General features: G+C 70.7%; 12 protein-coding genes. 7 read left to right on the top strand and 5 right to left on the bottom strand.

The annotated features are described in order from the left end of the window. Positions 1-20 precede the first annotated feature (20 nt). From ABZS69_RS13105 to ABZS69_RS13080, 6 genes are all read left to right on the top strand, one after another. Positions 21-1,277 (top strand): sugar ABC transporter substrate-binding protein, encoded by a 1,257-nt coding sequence (locus tag ABZS69_RS13105; RefSeq protein WP_355370483.1) that lies wholly within the window; start codon positions 21-23, stop codon positions 1,275-1,277. After that, complete coding sequence (locus tag ABZS69_RS13100; protein ID WP_355370480.1) at positions 1,274-2,158, top strand: sugar ABC transporter permease; 885 nt, start codon at positions 1,274-1,276, stop codon at positions 2,156-2,158. The genes ABZS69_RS13105 and ABZS69_RS13100 overlap by 4 nt, the downstream gene beginning before the upstream one ends. After that, complete coding sequence (locus tag ABZS69_RS13095; RefSeq protein WP_355370477.1) at positions 2,155-2,979, top strand: carbohydrate ABC transporter permease; 825 nt, start codon at positions 2,155-2,157, stop codon at positions 2,977-2,979. The genes ABZS69_RS13100 and ABZS69_RS13095 overlap by 4 nt, the downstream gene beginning before the upstream one ends. 94 nt (positions 2,980-3,073) lie before the next feature. Then, positions 3,074-5,938, top strand: a complete 2,865-nt coding sequence (locus ABZS69_RS13090) for a Tat pathway signal sequence domain protein (protein WP_355370474.1) — start codon at positions 3,074-3,076, stop codon at positions 5,936-5,938. Between the two features lie 165 nt (positions 5,939-6,103). Next, positions 6,104-6,433 (top strand): DUF485 domain-containing protein, encoded by a 330-nt coding sequence (locus tag ABZS69_RS13085; protein WP_355370472.1) that lies wholly within the window; start codon positions 6,104-6,106, stop codon positions 6,431-6,433. Beyond that, entirely contained in the window at positions 6,430-8,070 is a 1,641-nt protein-coding gene (locus ABZS69_RS13080; RefSeq protein WP_355370470.1) for a cation acetate symporter, read from the top strand. Before ABZS69_RS13085 ends, ABZS69_RS13080 begins: the two co-directional genes overlap by 4 nt. 101 nt (positions 8,071-8,171) lie before the next feature. Here the strand turns inward: ABZS69_RS13080 and ABZS69_RS13075 are convergent, their stop codons facing one another. Beyond that, positions 8,172-9,665, bottom strand: coding sequence for an APC family permease (locus tag ABZS69_RS13075; RefSeq protein ID WP_355370467.1), 1,494 nt, complete (start codon positions 9,663-9,665; stop codon positions 8,172-8,174). A gap of 23 nt (positions 9,666-9,688) precedes the next feature. Then, the gene (locus tag ABZS69_RS13070) at positions 9,689-11,890 is read right to left on the bottom strand and encodes a beta-galactosidase (RefSeq protein ID WP_355370465.1); all 2,202 of its coding nucleotides are present in this window, start codon (positions 11,888-11,890) and stop codon (positions 9,689-9,691) included. A 107-nt stretch (positions 11,891-11,997) separates the two neighbouring features. Here ABZS69_RS13070 and ABZS69_RS13065 point away from each other — a divergent pair, with 107 nt between their 5' ends. After that, the gene (locus ABZS69_RS13065) at positions 11,998-13,023 is read left to right on the top strand and encodes a hypothetical protein (protein WP_355370462.1); all 1,026 of its coding nucleotides are present in this window, start codon (positions 11,998-12,000) and stop codon (positions 13,021-13,023) included. On the opposite strand, the gene ABZS69_RS13060 is transcribed toward ABZS69_RS13065, so the two are convergent. From ABZS69_RS13060 to ABZS69_RS13050, 3 genes are read right to left on the bottom strand one after another with little or no spacing between them, the layout of a single operon-like run. Next, complete coding sequence (locus tag ABZS69_RS13060) at positions 12,965-13,690, bottom strand: DUF998 domain-containing protein (RefSeq protein ID WP_355370459.1); 726 nt, start codon at positions 13,688-13,690, stop codon at positions 12,965-12,967. The genes ABZS69_RS13065 and ABZS69_RS13060 overlap by 59 nt on opposite strands. A gap of 54 nt (positions 13,691-13,744) precedes the next feature. Beyond that, positions 13,745-14,092: a nuclear transport factor 2 family protein gene (locus ABZS69_RS13055; RefSeq protein WP_355370456.1), complete on the bottom strand. Its 348-nt coding sequence runs from the start codon at positions 14,090-14,092 to the stop codon at positions 13,745-13,747. Beyond that, a complete protein-coding gene (locus ABZS69_RS13050) occupies positions 14,089-15,495 on the bottom strand; it encodes an MFS transporter (RefSeq protein WP_355370453.1) in 1,407 nt (468 codons plus the stop codon). Before ABZS69_RS13050 ends, ABZS69_RS13055 begins: the two co-directional genes overlap by 4 nt. Between the last annotated feature and the right edge of the window lie 51 nt (positions 15,496-15,546).

Here is a 15,546-nt window from a genome sequence, read left to right as displayed (position 1 = left end):
TCTGAAGCTGGAGGCTCAGCATGAGAACCCCCCTCCTGGCGGCCGCGGCCGCCGCCACGCTGTTGCTCGCAGGTTGCGGCTCCGGCTCGTCGTCCCCGGGAGAGGTACGGCTCCGCATGATCGAGAGCCTGACCAGTCCCGAACGCACGAAGCTCATCAAAACCCTGCTTAACGACTTCGAGAAGGCCAACCCGGGCATCAAGGTGGAGCTGATCTCGCCGCCACTCGACAGCGCCGACCAGAAGATCACCCAGATCCTGCAGACCAAGAAGGACCTGGACGTGCTGGAAGTACGCGACCACACGGCCAAGTCCTTCTCCAACAACGGCTGGCTGGCCGAACTGCCCACCGCGGACTGGCCCGGCTGGCCGGACCTGACCGAGCTGGCCCAGAAGAAGGCGGTCGAGGTCGGGGGCAAGGCGTACCTGATCCCGTACGGCTTCTACCAGCGCACGCTGTTCTACCGTACGGACTGGGGCCTGGCCCAGCCGCCGGCCACCTGGCAGGAGCTCTACGAGGCGGGCAAGAAGCTGACCTCGGGCGACCGGTTCGGCTACTCGTTCCGGGGCGGCAAGGGCGGGGCCGACTACGCGGTCATGATGGTCAGCGCGTACAACGGCGAAGCCCTGAATCCCGAAAAATCGTTCTATCTCAAGGACAAGCGGACGATCTTCTCCACCCCCGAGGCCGCCCAGGCCATGGACCTCTACGTCAAGATCTTCAAGGAGGCGTCGCCGCCCGACTCCGTCTCCTGGGGCTACCCCGAGATGGTCCAGGGCTTCACCTCGGGCGTCACCGGAATGCTCATCCAGGACCCCGAAGTGATCAAGACGGTCCAGGAGAGCGGCATGACGACCTGGTCGACGGCCCCCATCCCCAAGGGCCCCTCGGGATACGCCTTCCAGCCCGTCGGCTACGCCGGATGGGGCGCCACCTCCTTCTCCGAGCACCCGAAGGAGGCGGTCAAGCTGGTCCAGTTCCTGTCGGAGGCCAAGCAGAGCATCGCCTTCGCCAAGGGCAACTCGCTCATCCCGATCTCCAAGCAGGCCCAGAGCGACCCGCAGTTCTCGCAGGGCGCGTGGAAGGCGTACCTGCAGGCCCAGCAGGACCCCAAGCAGGTGATCACGATCAGGCCCGTCGACTACCCGGGCTGGAGCCAGTTCATCACCGACTCCGACCGTGACGTGCAGGCCCTGATCACCGGCAAGAAGACCACGGCCGAGGTGCTCAAGTCGTGGGACGCCTTCTGGACGGACCAGGCCAAGAAGGTCTCATGAGGCTCTTCACCCCCCGCCGGGCCAGGTTCATCGCCCTGTGCCTGCTGCCCGGCGTGGTCTTCGTGACCCTGTTCACGTACTACCCGATGATCCGCGGCGCGGTGATCGCCTTCCAGCGCTACAACCTGTTCGACATCACCTCGACGCCCTTCGTCGGCCTGGAGAACTTCCGGGCGGTCCTGGCCGAGGACCGGTTCTGGACGGCGCTGCGCAACACCGGCACGTGGGTGGCCGTGTCGCTGTTCTTCCAGTTCTTCCTGGGCTTCGGGCTGGCGCTGCTGCTGCGCCGGCACTTCCGCGGGCGGGGCCTCTACCAGGCGTGGGTGTTCTTCCCCTGGGCCATGTCGGGGTTCCTGATCGGCCTGCTGTGGCGGTGGATGTTCAACGGGCAGTTCGGCGTGCTCAACGACCTGCTGCTCAAGACCGGGCTCATCGACCAGCGCATCGGCTTCCTGGCCACCCCCGGGTGGGCGATGACGTCGGTGATCGTGGCGAACATCTGGTACGGCGTCACGTTCTTCGCCATCATGATCATGGCCGCGCTGCAGTCGGTCCCGAAGGAGCTCTACGAGGCCGCGGCCGTGGACGGGGCCTCGCGGCCGCGGCAGTTCTGGCACGTGACGCTGCCGCACATCCGGCCCACGCTCGCCCTCATCGTGCTCCTGCGGATCATCTGGATCCTGAACTTCCCCGACCTCATCTACTCGATGACCGGCGGCGGCCCGGCCGGCGGCACCGACATCATCACGACCTTCCTCATCCAGCAGGTCATCGGCGGCGACTACGGCCGGGCGGGCGCGGTGGGCCTGCTCATCCTGGGCCTGCTGCTGGCCTTCAGCGTCTTCTACCTGAACGCGACGAGATTCGAGAAGTCACGATGAAGCATGTCGGCAACGCGGCCAAGGTCGTCGTGCTGGGCGCCTGGCTGCTGATCACCCTCTTCCCCCTCTACTGGATCGTCGTCACCTCTCTCAAGCCCAAGTCCGAGATCTTCTCGATGCCGCTCAGGTACTGGCCGGGCAACGTGACGTTCGAGCACTACGAGGAGCTGTTCTCGTTCGCGGACTTCGGCGCGTACCTGCTCAACAGCCTGCTCGTCTCGCTCGTCGCGGCCGGCGTGGTGACCGCGATCGGCGTGCTGGGCGGCTACACCCTGGCCCGCTTCGCCTTCCCCGGCAGGGGCGCGCTGATGCTGGCGTTCCTGGTCACGCAGATGATCCCGCTGTTCATCGCGCTCGGCCCGCTCTACCTGCTGATGTCCGACCTCGACCTGCTCAACCGGCTGGCCGGGCTGATGCTGGTGTACGTGGCCATGCTGGTGCCGTTCGCCACGATCATCATGCGCGGCTTCTACGAGCGGGTGCCGGTCGCGCTGGAGGAGGCCGCGCAGGTGGACGGCGCCTCGCGGCTGGTGGCCATGGTGCGGGTGGTCGTCCCCGTCATGCTGCCGGGCATCGCGGCCACGTTCATCTTCGCGTTCGTGCAGTGCTGGAACGAGCTGTTCCTGGCGATCACGTTCATCGACAGCGAGGACGCCAAGACCATCCCGGTCGCCATGAACTCCTTCATCACCCAGTACGACATCGACTGGGGCTCGATGGCCGCGGCCACCGTGATCTCGGTGCTGCCGACCCTCGTGCTGTTCGCCGCCATCCGCCGCTACATCGTGGAAGGGCTCACTGCGGGCGCCGTTAAGGGGTGATGCATCCGATGTATTTCGGTTGACCGCCCTTGACTAAGGTCATCTTGCGTGTCATACAGGCGAAAGACCCGATGTCTCGTCTGTGAGGTCCCGCATGACACCCCCCAACGACGACCCGACCCGCCGTGCCGTGATCGGCGGCTTAGGGCTCGCCCTCGTCCCCGCCGGCCCGGCGCTCGCGGAAACCGCCGGCACCGAAACCGCCAGCGCCCAGACCGGGGCCGGACCGGCCGCCCGCGGCTGGCAGCTCCGGCAGCGCGTGCGCTGGGCCGAGTTCATGAAGGGCCAGGACCTGCTCTGGGGCAGGATGCCCAGGTCCTGGTACGAGGGCCCGTTCCTCGGCGACGGGCTGCTGGGCAGCATGGTCTACCAGGAGCCCGGCCAGAACAAGATCCGTTTCACCGTCCAGCACGGCCGCGTCCAGGACCACCGGCCCCAGTTCGGCAGCGGCTGGGGCACCTGCCGCCTGCCCGTCGGCCACGTCACCCTCGACCCGGTCGGCACGATCACGGCCGTCGACTGGCGGCTCAGCCTGTGGGACGCCGAGGTCACCGGCACCGTCACCACGGACAAGGGCAAGCTGTCCTTCTCCGCGTTCGTCCACGACGAGCTGCTCGTCGCCAGGGCGGAGGCCGACGGCGAGGAGCAGGTCCGCTGGACGTTCCACCCCGAGGAGGCCGTCAGCCCCCGATCGGTCTCCGAGGCCCCGCCCAGCGGCTACACGCCGCACCCGCCCTGGACCACCGCGACCGCCGGCGACGTCGAGCAGGTGCTCCAGCCGCTGACCGGCGGCGGCCAGACCGCCACCGCCTACCGCGTCAAGGACGGGACGCTCCTGGTCGCCGTGGGCCACAGCTTCCCGTCCGCGACCGAGGCCCAGGAGAGCGCGCTCGCCAAGGTCAGGACCGCGCCGTCGTACGGGACCATGAAGAAGCGGCACCGCGACTGGTGGCACGAGTTCTACGGCAAGAGCTTCGTCTCCCTGCCCGACCAGCGGCTGCAGAGCTTCTACTGGATCCAGCTCTACAAGGTCGCCGCCGCCAGCCGCGCGGGCGGCCCGGTCATGGCCACCAGCGGCCCCTGGCTGGAGTCCACCCCGTGGCCCGCGGTGTGGTGGAACCTCAACGTGCAGCTCGAATACTGGCTCATCCACGGCTCCAACCACCTGGAGCTCGACTCGCTCACCAGCACGCTCGACCGCAACCGCGACCAGCTCGTCGCCAACGTGCCGGCCGCCTACCGCGCCGACTCGGCCGGGGTGGGGCGCAGCTCCGACATGTTCTGCACCCGGGGCGTGGGCACGCCCGGCTCGGGCGCCGAGGTGGGCGACCTCACGTGGGCGCTGCACAACGTGTGGCTGACCTACCGGCACACCATGGACGACAAGCTGCTGCGTGACACGGTCTTCCCGCTGCTGCGGCGGGCGATCAACTACTACCTGCACTTCCTGGCCGCCGGGGCGGACGGCAGGCTGCACCTGCCCAGCACGCTCTCACCCGAGTATCCCGTCACGCCGCCCCAGGACACCAACTACGACCTGGCGCTGATCCGGTGGGGCTGCCGGACGCTCATCGAGTCGGCCGAGCGGCTCGGGATCGACGACCCGCTCAAGGCGAAGTGGCGAGAGGTGCTGGACACGCTCGTCGACTACCCGGCCGACGCCAACGGCTTCATGATCGGCGGGAGCACCCCGTACGACCAGTCGCACCGCCACTACTCCCACCTCCTCATGATCTACCCCCTCTACCTGGTCAACTGGGACCAGCCGGAGCAGCGGGCGCTGATCGAGAAGTCGGTCGCCCACTGGCAGTCGCTGACCAGCGCGCACCGCGGCTACAGCTACACCGGCGCCGCCTCGCTCTACGCCATGATGGGCCGGGGCGACACCTCGCTGTCCTACCTGGAGCGCTTCTTCGACCCGGCCAGCCGCTACCCGTGCCAGGCCAACACCCACTACGCCGAGGCCGGGCCGGTCATCGAGACGCCGCTGTCGGCCGCCCAGTCCCTCCACGACATGCTCTGCCAGAGCTGGGGCGGGATCGTCCGCGTCTTCCCGGCCGTGCCGGCCGCGTGGGCGGACGTCGCGATCCACGACTTCCGGACGCAGGGCGCGTTCCTGGTGTCGGCGGTGCGCGAGGGCGGCCGTACCTCGTTCATCCGGGTCAGGAGCCTGGCGGGGGCGCCGCTGCGGCTCAAGCACGGGCTCGACGGGCCCGTCACGGCCGTGCTCCCCGACGGGCGGCCGGCTCCGGTGAAGGACCTGGGGGAGGGCGTCGTCGAGATCGCGCTGCGCAAGGGGAGCGAGGTGCTCCTCCACACGGGCGCGCGGCCCGACCCGGTCATCGGACCTGTGCCGGTGAGCAAGCCGGGGGACACCTGGGGGCTGCCGCCGATCCCGCCTCCCGGGCGCACCACGCCGGTGGACCTTTCGGCGTACGCCGACAACGACGGCGTCTCCACACACGAGGCGATGACGGACGGGGACTTCGACGGGTCCGGCTACACCTATCCGGCCGAGGAGCTGCCGCCCGCCGGGCCGCTCGGCCACGACGGCCTGAGCTTCGTCTTCCCCGCGTACGGGGACGGCGCCGGGAACAACGTCACCGGCCGGGGACAGACGATCGCCGTGCCGTCCGGCCGGTACGCCAAGGTCCGGCTCCTGGGCGCGGCGAGCTCAGGGGCCGTCACCTCCACGCTGACCGCGACGTACGCCGACGGGACCACCGCCCAGGTGCCGTTCGTCCTGCCCGACTGGGGCGGCCAGCCCGGGGCGGGGTCCTCGGAGGTGCTGCGCTGCACCCACCGCCACGGCCGCACGGGCGTCAACTCGCTGCGGGTCGGGCTGTTCGAGGTGCCGGCGCCGCTCGACCCGGCCAAGGAGCTGCGCTCGCTCACCCTGCCCGCGCTCACCCGGCCCCAGCTTCACCTGTTCGGGCTCTCCTTGGAAGAACCCCGATGAAAGGAACGGTCGACCGCTCGTCGCACGCAACAGACCTTTCATCGCAAGCCATCCCCAACTAATCGCCGGACCTCAGCGACTCGTCGAACAACGTCACCAGGGGCCTCCACGGCGGGTAGGTTGCGCTCTTACGTTGGGCGTGATCCGCATCACAGTGGAGGTCTCATGACGACTAAAGAACATGACGCATCGGTCTATGAAGAAGTTCAGGAGAGCAGTGAGTTCCAGGATCTGAAACGGCGATTCCGCGCCTGGACGTTCCCGATGACCGTGGCGTTCCTCGCGTGGTACCTGCTCTACGTGGTGCTGTCCGGATGGGCGCGCGACTTCATGGGGATCAAGCTGCTCGGCGAGATCAACGTCGGCCTCGTCTTCGGTTTGCTCCAGTTCGTCTCGACGTTCCTGATCGCGTGGGCGTACGCCAGGCACGCCGAGAAGAAGCTCGACCCGATCGCCGACAAGCTCCGCCACGAAGTCGAGGAGAAGACCAAGTGACCTCCCACACCCTGGGGATGATCCTCTTCCTCACCTTCGTCGCGGCCACGCTGGGGATCACGTTCTGGGCGAGCCGGCAGACCAAGACCGCCGCCGACTACTACGCCGGCGGGCGGTCGTTCACCGGCGTGCAGAACGGGCTGGCCATCGGCGGCGACTACATGTCGGCCGCCTCCTTCCTCGGCATCGCCGGCATCATCGCGCTGTCCGGCTACGACGGGTTCCTGTACTCGATCGGGTTCCTGGTGGCGTGGCTGGTCGCGCTGCTGCTGGTCGCCGAGCTGATGCGGAACTCGGGCAAGTTCACCATGGCCGACGTGCTGGCCTTCAGGATGAGCCCGCGTCCGGTGCGTACGGCGGCGGGCGTGTCCACCATCGTGGTCAGCATCTTCTACCTGCTGGCCCAGATGGTCGGCGCGGGCGCGCTGGTCGGCCTGCTGCTCGGCATCACCTCCCCGGCGGGCAAGGCGTGGACCATCGTCGGCGTGGGCGCGCTGATGATCGTCTACGTGGTCTTCGGCGGCATGAAGGGCACCACCTGGGTGCAGATCGTCAAGGCCGTGCTGCTGATGGGCGGCGCCGCGCTGGTGACGGTGCTGGTGCTGGGCAAGTACGGCTTCAACCTCTCGGCCCTGCTCGGCCAGGCCGCCACCACCAGCGGCCCCAAGGCGAACCCCGACAACTTCCTGATCCCCGGGCTGAAGTACGGCACGGAGGCCCAGGGGCTGGCCGGCAAGATCGACCTGATCAGTCTGGGCCTGGCCCTGGTGCTCGGCACCGCGGGCCTGCCGCACATCCTCATCCGCTTCTACACCGTCCCCACCGCCAAGGACGCCCGCAAGTCCGTCCTGTGGGGCATTGGCATCATCGGCGTGTTCTACCTGCTGACCCTCGTGCTCGGCTTCGGCGCCGCGGCCCAGGTCGGCAAGACCGCGATCGTCGCCGGTGACGCGGCGGGCAACACGGCCGCGCCGATGCTGGCAGAACGCATCGGCCAGGAGATCTTCGGCTCGGTCGGCGGCACGATCCTGCTGGCGCTCATCGGAGCCGTCGCGTTCGCCACGATCCTCGCCGTCGTGGCGGGCCTCACGCTGGCCTCCTCCTCCAGCTTCTCGCACGACCTGTACGCGCACGTCTTCAAGCGCGGCCAGGCCAGCGAGCGCCAGGAGGTCGTGGTGGCCCGCGTCTCCGCCCTGGTCATCGGCGCCGTCGCGATCGGCCTGGGCATCCTGGCCCAGGGCCAGAACGTGGCGTTCCTGGTCGCCCTGGCCTTCGCCGTCGCGGCCTCCGCCAACCTGCCCGCGATCCTCTACAGCCTGTTCTGGAAGCGGTTCAACACGACGGGCGCGGTCTCGGCCATCTACGGCGGCCTGATCTCGGCCCTGGTCCTGGTCATCTTCTCGCCGGTGGTCTCGGCGCCCGCGCCCCCGGCCGGCGTCAAGCCGACCGCGCTGATCGTCGGCGTGGACTTCCACTGGTTCCCGCTGAGCAACCCCGGCATCCTGTCGATCCCGCTCGGCTTCCTGTGCGGGTGGCTCGGCACGATCCTCAGCAAGGAGTACAACGCGGCGAAGTACGCCGAGATGGAGGTCCGCTCCCTCACCGGCGTCGGCGCGGAGAAGGCGACCCAGCACTGACGTTCCCCCCTGAAGGCGCCTCCACCCCCTGCCCCCGAAGGCGCCTGCACCCGAGGGCCCGGCCTCCCGCGAGGCCGGGCCCTTCGCCGTGCCGAACAGGATCAGGCGGGCGCCCGGCGCCCGACCAGGTAGAGCAGGGCGCCCACCAGCAGGGACGCCAGCGCGATCCCGCCGACCAGCCAGAACCACATCCCGTACGCGATCTCGGCCCCGAACAGCGTGACCTTGCCCGCGTCGTTGGAGATCAGCGGCGTCCACGACCCGGAGAGCGTGGCCACCACGCCCACGAACGACGCCAGCGCCCCCACGACGGAGGCGACCCAGAACACCGCGGGCGAGGCCAGCCGCCGCGCCTCGAACTGGTCGCGGTAGCGCCGCAGGATGATCAGCACGTCCACGAACAGCACCACGATCGACAGGCACCAGATCACGGTCACCGCGGCCTGCAGGACGTTGTAGACCTCGGTCTGCGCGTCGGCGGGTCCGGTGGCGGTGTTCGTGGCGGCGAAGGGCACCACCACGAACGCCACCACCGTGAAGATCCCGGCCAGCGCGGTCTGGATCCAGACCGCCACGTCCGGCACCTTGTGCGCGTTGACGTGGGTGACCACCTTCGGCAGCCGCCGGTCCAGCCCGGACACGAAGATCAGCCGGGCGAAGGAGTAGTTGTAGACGACGGTGATGATGAAGAACATGGCCGCCAGCACGAGCGCGACCAGCTTGCCCGCCCAGTCGCCCAGCCCGATCCCCACCGCCTTGGCCACGGACGTGATGTCCGCCGCCTCCCCGGAGGGCACCGACACCATCACGCCCCAGGTGGCGACCAGGTAGGCGACCATGACGGCCAGCGACCCCCACAGCAGGTAGCGGGTCACGGCCCGCTCCTGCCTGATCTCCACCCCCATGTTCAGCGGCACCTCGACGCCGAGCAGCGCCAGCACGGCCAGGCCGAAGAAGCTCCAGTTCGCGAAGTTGAGCCCGTGCTCGGCCGACGGGCTCCAGGCCGCGAAGTCCCACGGGTCGGTGGCCGCCGGGTGCCCCGCGGCCAGGCGCGCGATCCCGGCCGCGAACATGAGCAGGATCGCCAGCCCGTACGCCAGGAAGACGACGTTCACCACGTTCTGGGTCAGCCGGAAGCGCAGGACCGCCAGCACGGCCGCGAGCAGCAGGATCACCACGATCAGCCCGCCCTGGGCCGCCACCGGCAGCGCCCCGAGCCCGGGGAAGACGTAGCCGAGGAACGAGATCGTCAGCGTCCCGGTCGCCACCATCACCAGCACGCCCGGCCACCAGGCGCAGAATCCGGCGAAGAACCCCCAGAACGGCCCGAACGCCTTGGTCGTCCAGAGGTAGATGGAGCCCTCGCCGGGGAACATGGCGCCGAGCTGGCCGGTGACGATCGCGCACGGGACGAGGAACAGCGCGAACGCGATGATCCACCACCCGAACGCGGCCGGGCCCGCGGACTGGATGACGGCGGCGTTCGTGATGAACAGCACGATCGACACGAAGATCGCCACCATGTCGAAGGTGGTCAGCACCCGAGGCAGGATCCCTCCGGCCACCCGCTCGGACAGCAGCTCGTTCTCGGCCATGGCGTGACCTCCCGGCGGATCTCCTACCTGCAAAGATCCGCCGGGCCGCGGCCGGCGTCAAGCACGTGCGCCCGGTGGTCGACCACCGTGGCGGACAGGATGCGCGCGCCCGATCCCCGTGGGGCCTCGGGCAGCCACGCCGGGGTGCCGGCGTCGAGCGGGTAGATCATGACCTCGACCGTCTCGACGCCGCCGGAGATGTCGATGTCCCAGGGCGCGCCGTTCCAGAACAGGTCCTGCGTGCGGTCCCCGGCCCTGGCCACCGCGACGTCGCCGACCAGGTCCAGGCGCAGCAGCGTGCGGTCTCCGCCCGGGGGCACGGTGATCGTGTAGCGGGCCGCGTGGGCCGCGAGCGTCTCCGGGTCCGGCGCGGAGGCCCGCCCGGGGACGGTGACCGGCCGGGCGGGCGGCGGCGTGGCCTCGGCCGTCCGCACGATCTTCACGGGGGCGCTCGATCGCGGGTGGTCGAGTTCGTGGCGCTCGAAGGCGCCGTCCTCGAAGATCTCGACGGTGGCGGGGCCGGTGGTGACGGCGGTCAGCGCGCCGTCCGCCTCCAGGATGTCGGCGTCGGACAGCACCAGCCGGCCGCCCGGCGTCCAGGCGCGCAGGGCGTCGGCCGCGTCGAGGACGAGCAGGCGTAGCCGCGACCCGTCCGGGGTCTCCACGGTGACGGGCGCGCGGCCGCCCGGCAGGTCCTCAAGGATCACCTCGCCGTCCCGCTCCAGGACCGGATGGCCGCTGACGGACGTGCCCGCCGGAAGGGAGAGATGGCCGGGGATCCCGTCCGTCTTCGTCAGGACCAGGACCGAACCCTCCACGACGGTCAGGACGCCGAGGGTCGCCCAGTTGATCGTGACGCCGCGGACGTCGAGGTTGACCGGCCAGCAGAAGAACGCCCCGCTCGGAACGTCCACCGGGCGGTGCGGGAACCGCACGCGGGCCCCGTCGAGTTCGAGGTCGAAGACCACGTCCCGCCGGGCCGGCAGCGGCTCGTACGGCTGGTGGTTGTTGACGAAGACGAACCCGGCGCGCCCGTCCGAGCGCAGCGACCAGCGCAGCGGCGTCTGGGGCGGGATGGTGGCGTTCATCCCGGCCAGGCGGTCGCCGAACGCGGCCAGGAAGGCGTGCTGGTTGCGCAGCAGGTGGAAGGTGTCGCGGGTCTGCAGGTGGGCCCCGATCGGGGCGCGGAAGTCGTAGTCGTACTCCGGCAGGTCGTTGGGGTAGCCGGTGGCGTGCGACTCCTGCAGGCCGGGCCGGGGGTTGGCGCCTCCGGCGTACATGTAGTAGCCCTGCCAGGCCGAGCCGCTGCCCAGCTTGGTGAGCGCCACCGCGGCGATGTCCGCCCCCGCGAGCAGGGGGCGCCGGTGGTAGGCGGTGGCCATGCCGCCGCCCAGCTCGCACGTCGCGGCGGGGAAGTCGGGGTGCTTGGCCCCGCCCGCCCGGTCCCCGGCCAGGTCCTTGCCGATGCCGGGGTCGTCCCACTGGTGGGAGAAGCGGAAGTGGGCGCGGAAGGAGTCGTCCCAGCCGTCGGCCGTGTCCACCCAGAAGCCGTCCGCGTACCCGCCGTAGAGGGGGAAGACCTCGCCGACGGGGAGGTCGGCGCTGCCCCAGGCGGTGGCCGTCCAGAGCGGGGCGTGCAGGCCACACTCGCGGGCGATCCGCTTCAGGGTGAGCAGGTGGCCGGGCTGGTCGTACAGCTCGTTCTCGAGCTGGATCCCGATGATCGGCCCGTCGGGGCCGCACAACGGGCCGAGCCGCCGCCCCAGGTGGCCGAACCAGGTCCGCACCGCCTCCAGGTACGCCGGGTCGTCGCGGCGGGCGGGGGAGACCCAGTCGGGCAGCCCGCCGTTGCGGACCTCGCCGTGGCACCAGGGGCCGACGCGGACGATCGCCTCCAGCCCCGTGTTCCTGCATAGGTCGACGAACGCGGCCACGTCCAGCCCGCCGTCGAACACCGGCTCGCGGTCCTCGTGCTCCTGGTGGTGGATCCAGAAGACGTACGTGGAGACGACGTTCACGCCGCCGGCCTTCACCAGGCGCAGGGCGTCCTGCCAGCGCTCGCGCGGCACCCGGCTGTAGTGCAGCTCGCCCGTCACGGGGATCCATCTGCGGCCGTCGCGCCAGAGTGAGCGGCTGGTCAGGGCCAGGCCGGGGCGCGGGTCCTCGGCGCCGGCCATGGCGGGCCGGGTCTCGGGCCGGTCCCAGGGGGTGTTTCGCACGGGCATCCGACCATTGTCCACGCCGCTCGGGAGGGCGCGGCAGCCGGGGTCTTACATCGCAGATATTTTTACATTAGTTGTAAGTTTGCTCGAAGTGGTGTTATCTGGGGGTCGTGACAACAACTCACCAGCTGCCCTTACCCGTTCGCGTGGCGCCCGCGATCGGGCTGTGGTTCGTGGCGCCGCTGACCGCCGAGTTCCTGATGGGGAACATCCCGATCACCGATGTCGTGGCGGTGATCTCCACGACCTTCATCTACGGCGCCGGCGCGCTGGTCATCCGCGAGGTCGCCCGGCGGACCGGGCGCGGCTGGCCGTCGATCCTGGCGTGGGCGCTGGCGTACGGGATTTTCGAGGAGGCGGTCTTCACCCAGACGCTCTGGAACGAGAACTGGGCGAACGTCCGCATCCTCGACTACGGCTACGTTCCCGCGCTGGGGACCGGGGTGCCCTGGCTGATGTTCATGGTGGGCGTGCACACGATCTGGAGCATCAGCGCCCCGATCGCGGTGGTGGAGGCGCTCGCCGGCTCGCGCCGCACCACGCCGTGGCTGGGGAAGACCGGCCTGCGGGTCGTGTCGGCGGTCTTCGTGCTCTTCTTCGTGCTGGGCGGCGTCGCCAAGGCGATGCTCGAAGGCTGGCTCGCGTCCCCGGTCCAGTACGTCGGCGCCGGTGTGCTGGTCGTGGCGCTCATCGTGCTCGGCCTGCGCCTGCGCCGCGGCGGCCCCACGGTCGAGGGCGCGGTCGAGGTTGCGGTGCCCGGCCCGTGGGCGGTGTTCGCGTTCGCCCTGGTGGCCGGTGCGATCTTCGTGCTCCTCTACGCGTGCGACCCCACCGGCCTGTCGCCCTGGCTGGCCGTGCTGTCCGTCCCGGCGTGGCTGAGCGTGCTGCTCTATCTGGTGTTGTTCGCCGGGGTCGGCGCCCTGGTGACCCGCTGGTCGCACCGCTCCGGCTGGTCGGACGCGCACCGGCTGGCGCTCGCGGCGGGGGCCGTGCTCACGTACGCGTGGCACTCGTTCCCGTGGAAGGTGATCTCGATCTTTCCCGTGAGCCCGGCGGTCGATCTGACCAGCAACGCGATCATGACGGTCGGCGCGGTCGTCCTGCTGGTGTTCGCGGCCCGGCGGGTCGCCGCCTGAGCTGCCGGAGCGCCAGCAGAGTCAGCCAGGCCCAGCCGACGGTCACCGCGACGCGCTGGAAGAGCCCGCCGTGGGCGACCAGTGCCGGGTTCTGGGTGAAGGCGATCGTGGCCAGCACCATCGCCACCGTGAACCCGGCCGCGCTGGCGACCGAGTACGCCGCCCACCCGAGCGCCCGCTCCCGCGCGAACCCGGCCGCGAAGACCAGGCAGGCCGCGACCAGCGCCGCGAATCCCGCCAGCGAGAGGTAGTCGTGCAACGCCGCGTGCCCGCTGCCGTACTCCAGTAGCAGGCCGGGAGTGCCCGGCGGATAGCCGCTCACCGGGTCGGCGGTGAACACCCCGGCGCCGATGAGCCCGGCCGCCCAGATCCCCACCAGGACCGGGCCCCAGACCTTGTGGAGCGCCCGCCGCAGCCCGGCGGCGAAGGCGAGCATGAGGAGGCCGGCCACGACGAAGTTGACCGCCTGCACCCAGCCGGACGGGCCCAGCGCGAGCGAGCTGACCGGGTGCCGGAGCGGGTCGTAGTGGGGGCGCAGGGCGCCCTGGACGAGGAACGCGAGGGTGAACAGCGGCCCGGCGACCACCCCGCACAGCAGCAGCCGCCGGGGAGTCGGGTCGCCGGGCCCCGCGACGGGGGCGGGGCCCGCAGGTGTGAGAGTTCGCATGCCTGTCAAGCTAGACTGACAAGCGAGCTGCTGTCAATCCAGCCTGACAGGAATTCATTCGAAGAACCCGACCACGCGGCTGATGCGGTCGCCCGCGAACTCCACGACGTCGTAGCCGGTGGCCACCGGTGTGTCCGCGCCCGGCGCGCCGAGCCGCCAGGTGAACAGCGCCGTGTCGTGGTGGGCGCCGATCAGGGTGCCGAGGGTGAACACCAGGTCGCCGAAGTTCCGCTGAGCCCGGCCGATCGCCTCGGACAGCTCCGCGTGCCCGCGCAGCCCGGCGTAGTCGGGGTCGGAGTAGACGGAGTCGTCGGTGAGCACGGACTTGAGCAGGAGGTCCCGGGCGGCGGCGTCGCGCTCGTTCCAGACGTCCAGGTACTTGCCGATGAGGTCGTCGATCATGACGTGATTCCTTCCGTGGTCCGGTTCGGTTCGAGTGCCAGGGCGGCGAGACCGCCCAGGCCGGCGGCGGCCGCGGCGGCCCAGCCGGCCGCGTGCAGCCCGCCCAGTACGTCGGAGGAGGCGGTGGCGACGGCCACGAAGACCGCCAGCCCCATCGCGCCGCCGACCTCCTTGGCCGTGCTGGCCAGGCCCGACGCGACGCCCTGTTCCGCCGGAGCCACCCCGGCGCCGGCCGCCGCGAACAGCGCGACGAAGGCCACGCCGCCGGAGAATCCCCAGAGGAGGCTGCCCGGCATCAGCGTCCAGAAGCCGCCGCCCGCGGGCATGCCCGCGGTCAGCACGGCGATCCCGGCTCCGGCGCCGAGCATCCCCGCGCTGAGCGTCGTACGGACGCCCCACCTGCCGAGCATCACCGGCGCGGCCTTCAGTGCGGCGACCATGCAGACGAGGGTGAGCGGCAGGAACGTCAGCCCCGCCGCCAGGGCGCTGTAGCCGAGGACCGGCTGCAGGTACGAGGTGAGCACGTAGTAGGCGCCGCCCAGCGTGCCCTGGAACACGGCGATCACCACCATCGTGGTGGCCGGGCCGCGCCGGCGGACCAGCCGCAGCGGGATCAGCGGGTCCCGGCCGCGGGCCTCGACCAGGACCAGCAGCCCCAGCAGCGCCAGGCCCGCGACCAGCGACCCGGCGCCGCGTATCGACCCCCATCCGGCCTCCGGCCCGCTCGCCAGGCCGAACACCACCAGCGTCGACCCCGCCGTCGCCAGCAGCGCGCCCGGCACGTCGAACCCGCGCAGCCCGGACGCGGGACGGCCGTCGGAGCCGAGCAGCCGGGGCGCGGCGAGGGCGGCGCCGGCGGCCAGGGGGACGTTCACGAAGAACACCCACTCCCAGCCCAGGGAGCTGGTGAGCACGCCGCCCAGCAGCGACCCGGCGGCCAGCCCGGCGCTGCCCGCCATGCCCCAGGCCCCCAGCGCCCGGTTGCGCGCGGGCCCCTCCTCGAACCCTCGGTAGATCAGCGCGAGCGTGGCCGGGGTGAGCAGCGCCCCGCCGACGCCCTGGACCGCGCGGGCGGCGATCAGCACGCCGGAGCCGGGAGCCAGCCCGCCGGCCAGGGAGGCCACGCCGTAGAGCGCGAGCCCGAGCACGAACGTGCGCCGGGCCCCGAGCTTGTCCACGGCCCGGCCGCCGAGCAGCAGCAGCCCGCCGAGCCCGATGGCGTACGCGCTCACCACCCACTGCACGGACCGCGCGCTGAATCCCAGCGCCGCCCCGATGTCGGGCAGCGCCACGTAAACGATGTTGTAGTCGAGAGCCACGATGAGCTGGGTGAACGCCAGGAGCGCCAGCCTGGGCCCGGAACGGCCCGCTTCGGTCGGCGCGCGAGAGGCGGCAAGTGTCACTGGGGAGACCCCCTTCTCGTGTACGGCAAGAAGTTACTACACGCCGTTCAA

Origin of the sequence: Nonomuraea sp. NPDC005650 (assembly GCF_040605375.1) — a bacterium.
Lineage (GTDB): Bacteria > Actinomycetota > Actinomycetes > Streptosporangiales > Streptosporangiaceae > Nonomuraea.
Note: the sequence above shows the minus strand (reverse complement) of the source record. Positions and strands in the feature narration are given on the sequence as shown.

Excerpts from the sequence above, each read along its gene's own strand:
- ABZS69_RS13105 (WP_355370483.1), top strand. The coding sequence starts at position 21 with ATGAGAACCCCCCTCCTGGCGGCCGCGGCCGCCGCCACGCTGTTGCTC.
- ABZS69_RS13100 (WP_355370480.1), top strand. The coding sequence starts at position 1,274 with ATGAGGCTCTTCACCCCCCGCCGGGCCAGGTTCATCGCCCTGTGCCTG.
- ABZS69_RS13095 (WP_355370477.1), top strand. The coding sequence starts at position 2,155 with ATGAAGCATGTCGGCAACGCGGCCAAGGTCGTCGTGCTGGGCGCCTGG.
- ABZS69_RS13090 (WP_355370474.1), top strand. The coding sequence starts at position 3,074 with ATGACACCCCCCAACGACGACCCGACCCGCCGTGCCGTGATCGGCGGC.
- ABZS69_RS13085 (WP_355370472.1), top strand. The coding sequence starts at position 6,104 with ATGACGACTAAAGAACATGACGCATCGGTCTATGAAGAAGTTCAGGAG.
- ABZS69_RS13075 (WP_355370467.1), bottom strand. The coding sequence starts at position 9,665 with ATGGCCGAGAACGAGCTGCTGTCCGAGCGGGTGGCCGGAGGGATCCTG.
- ABZS69_RS13070 (WP_355370465.1), bottom strand. The coding sequence starts at position 11,890 with ATGCCCGTGCGAAACACCCCCTGGGACCGGCCCGAGACCCGGCCCGCC.
- ABZS69_RS13060 (WP_355370459.1), bottom strand. The coding sequence starts at position 13,690 with ATGCGAACTCTCACACCTGCGGGCCCCGCCCCCGTCGCGGGGCCCGGC.
- ABZS69_RS13055 (WP_355370456.1), bottom strand. The coding sequence starts at position 14,092 with ATGATCGACGACCTCATCGGCAAGTACCTGGACGTCTGGAACGAGCGC.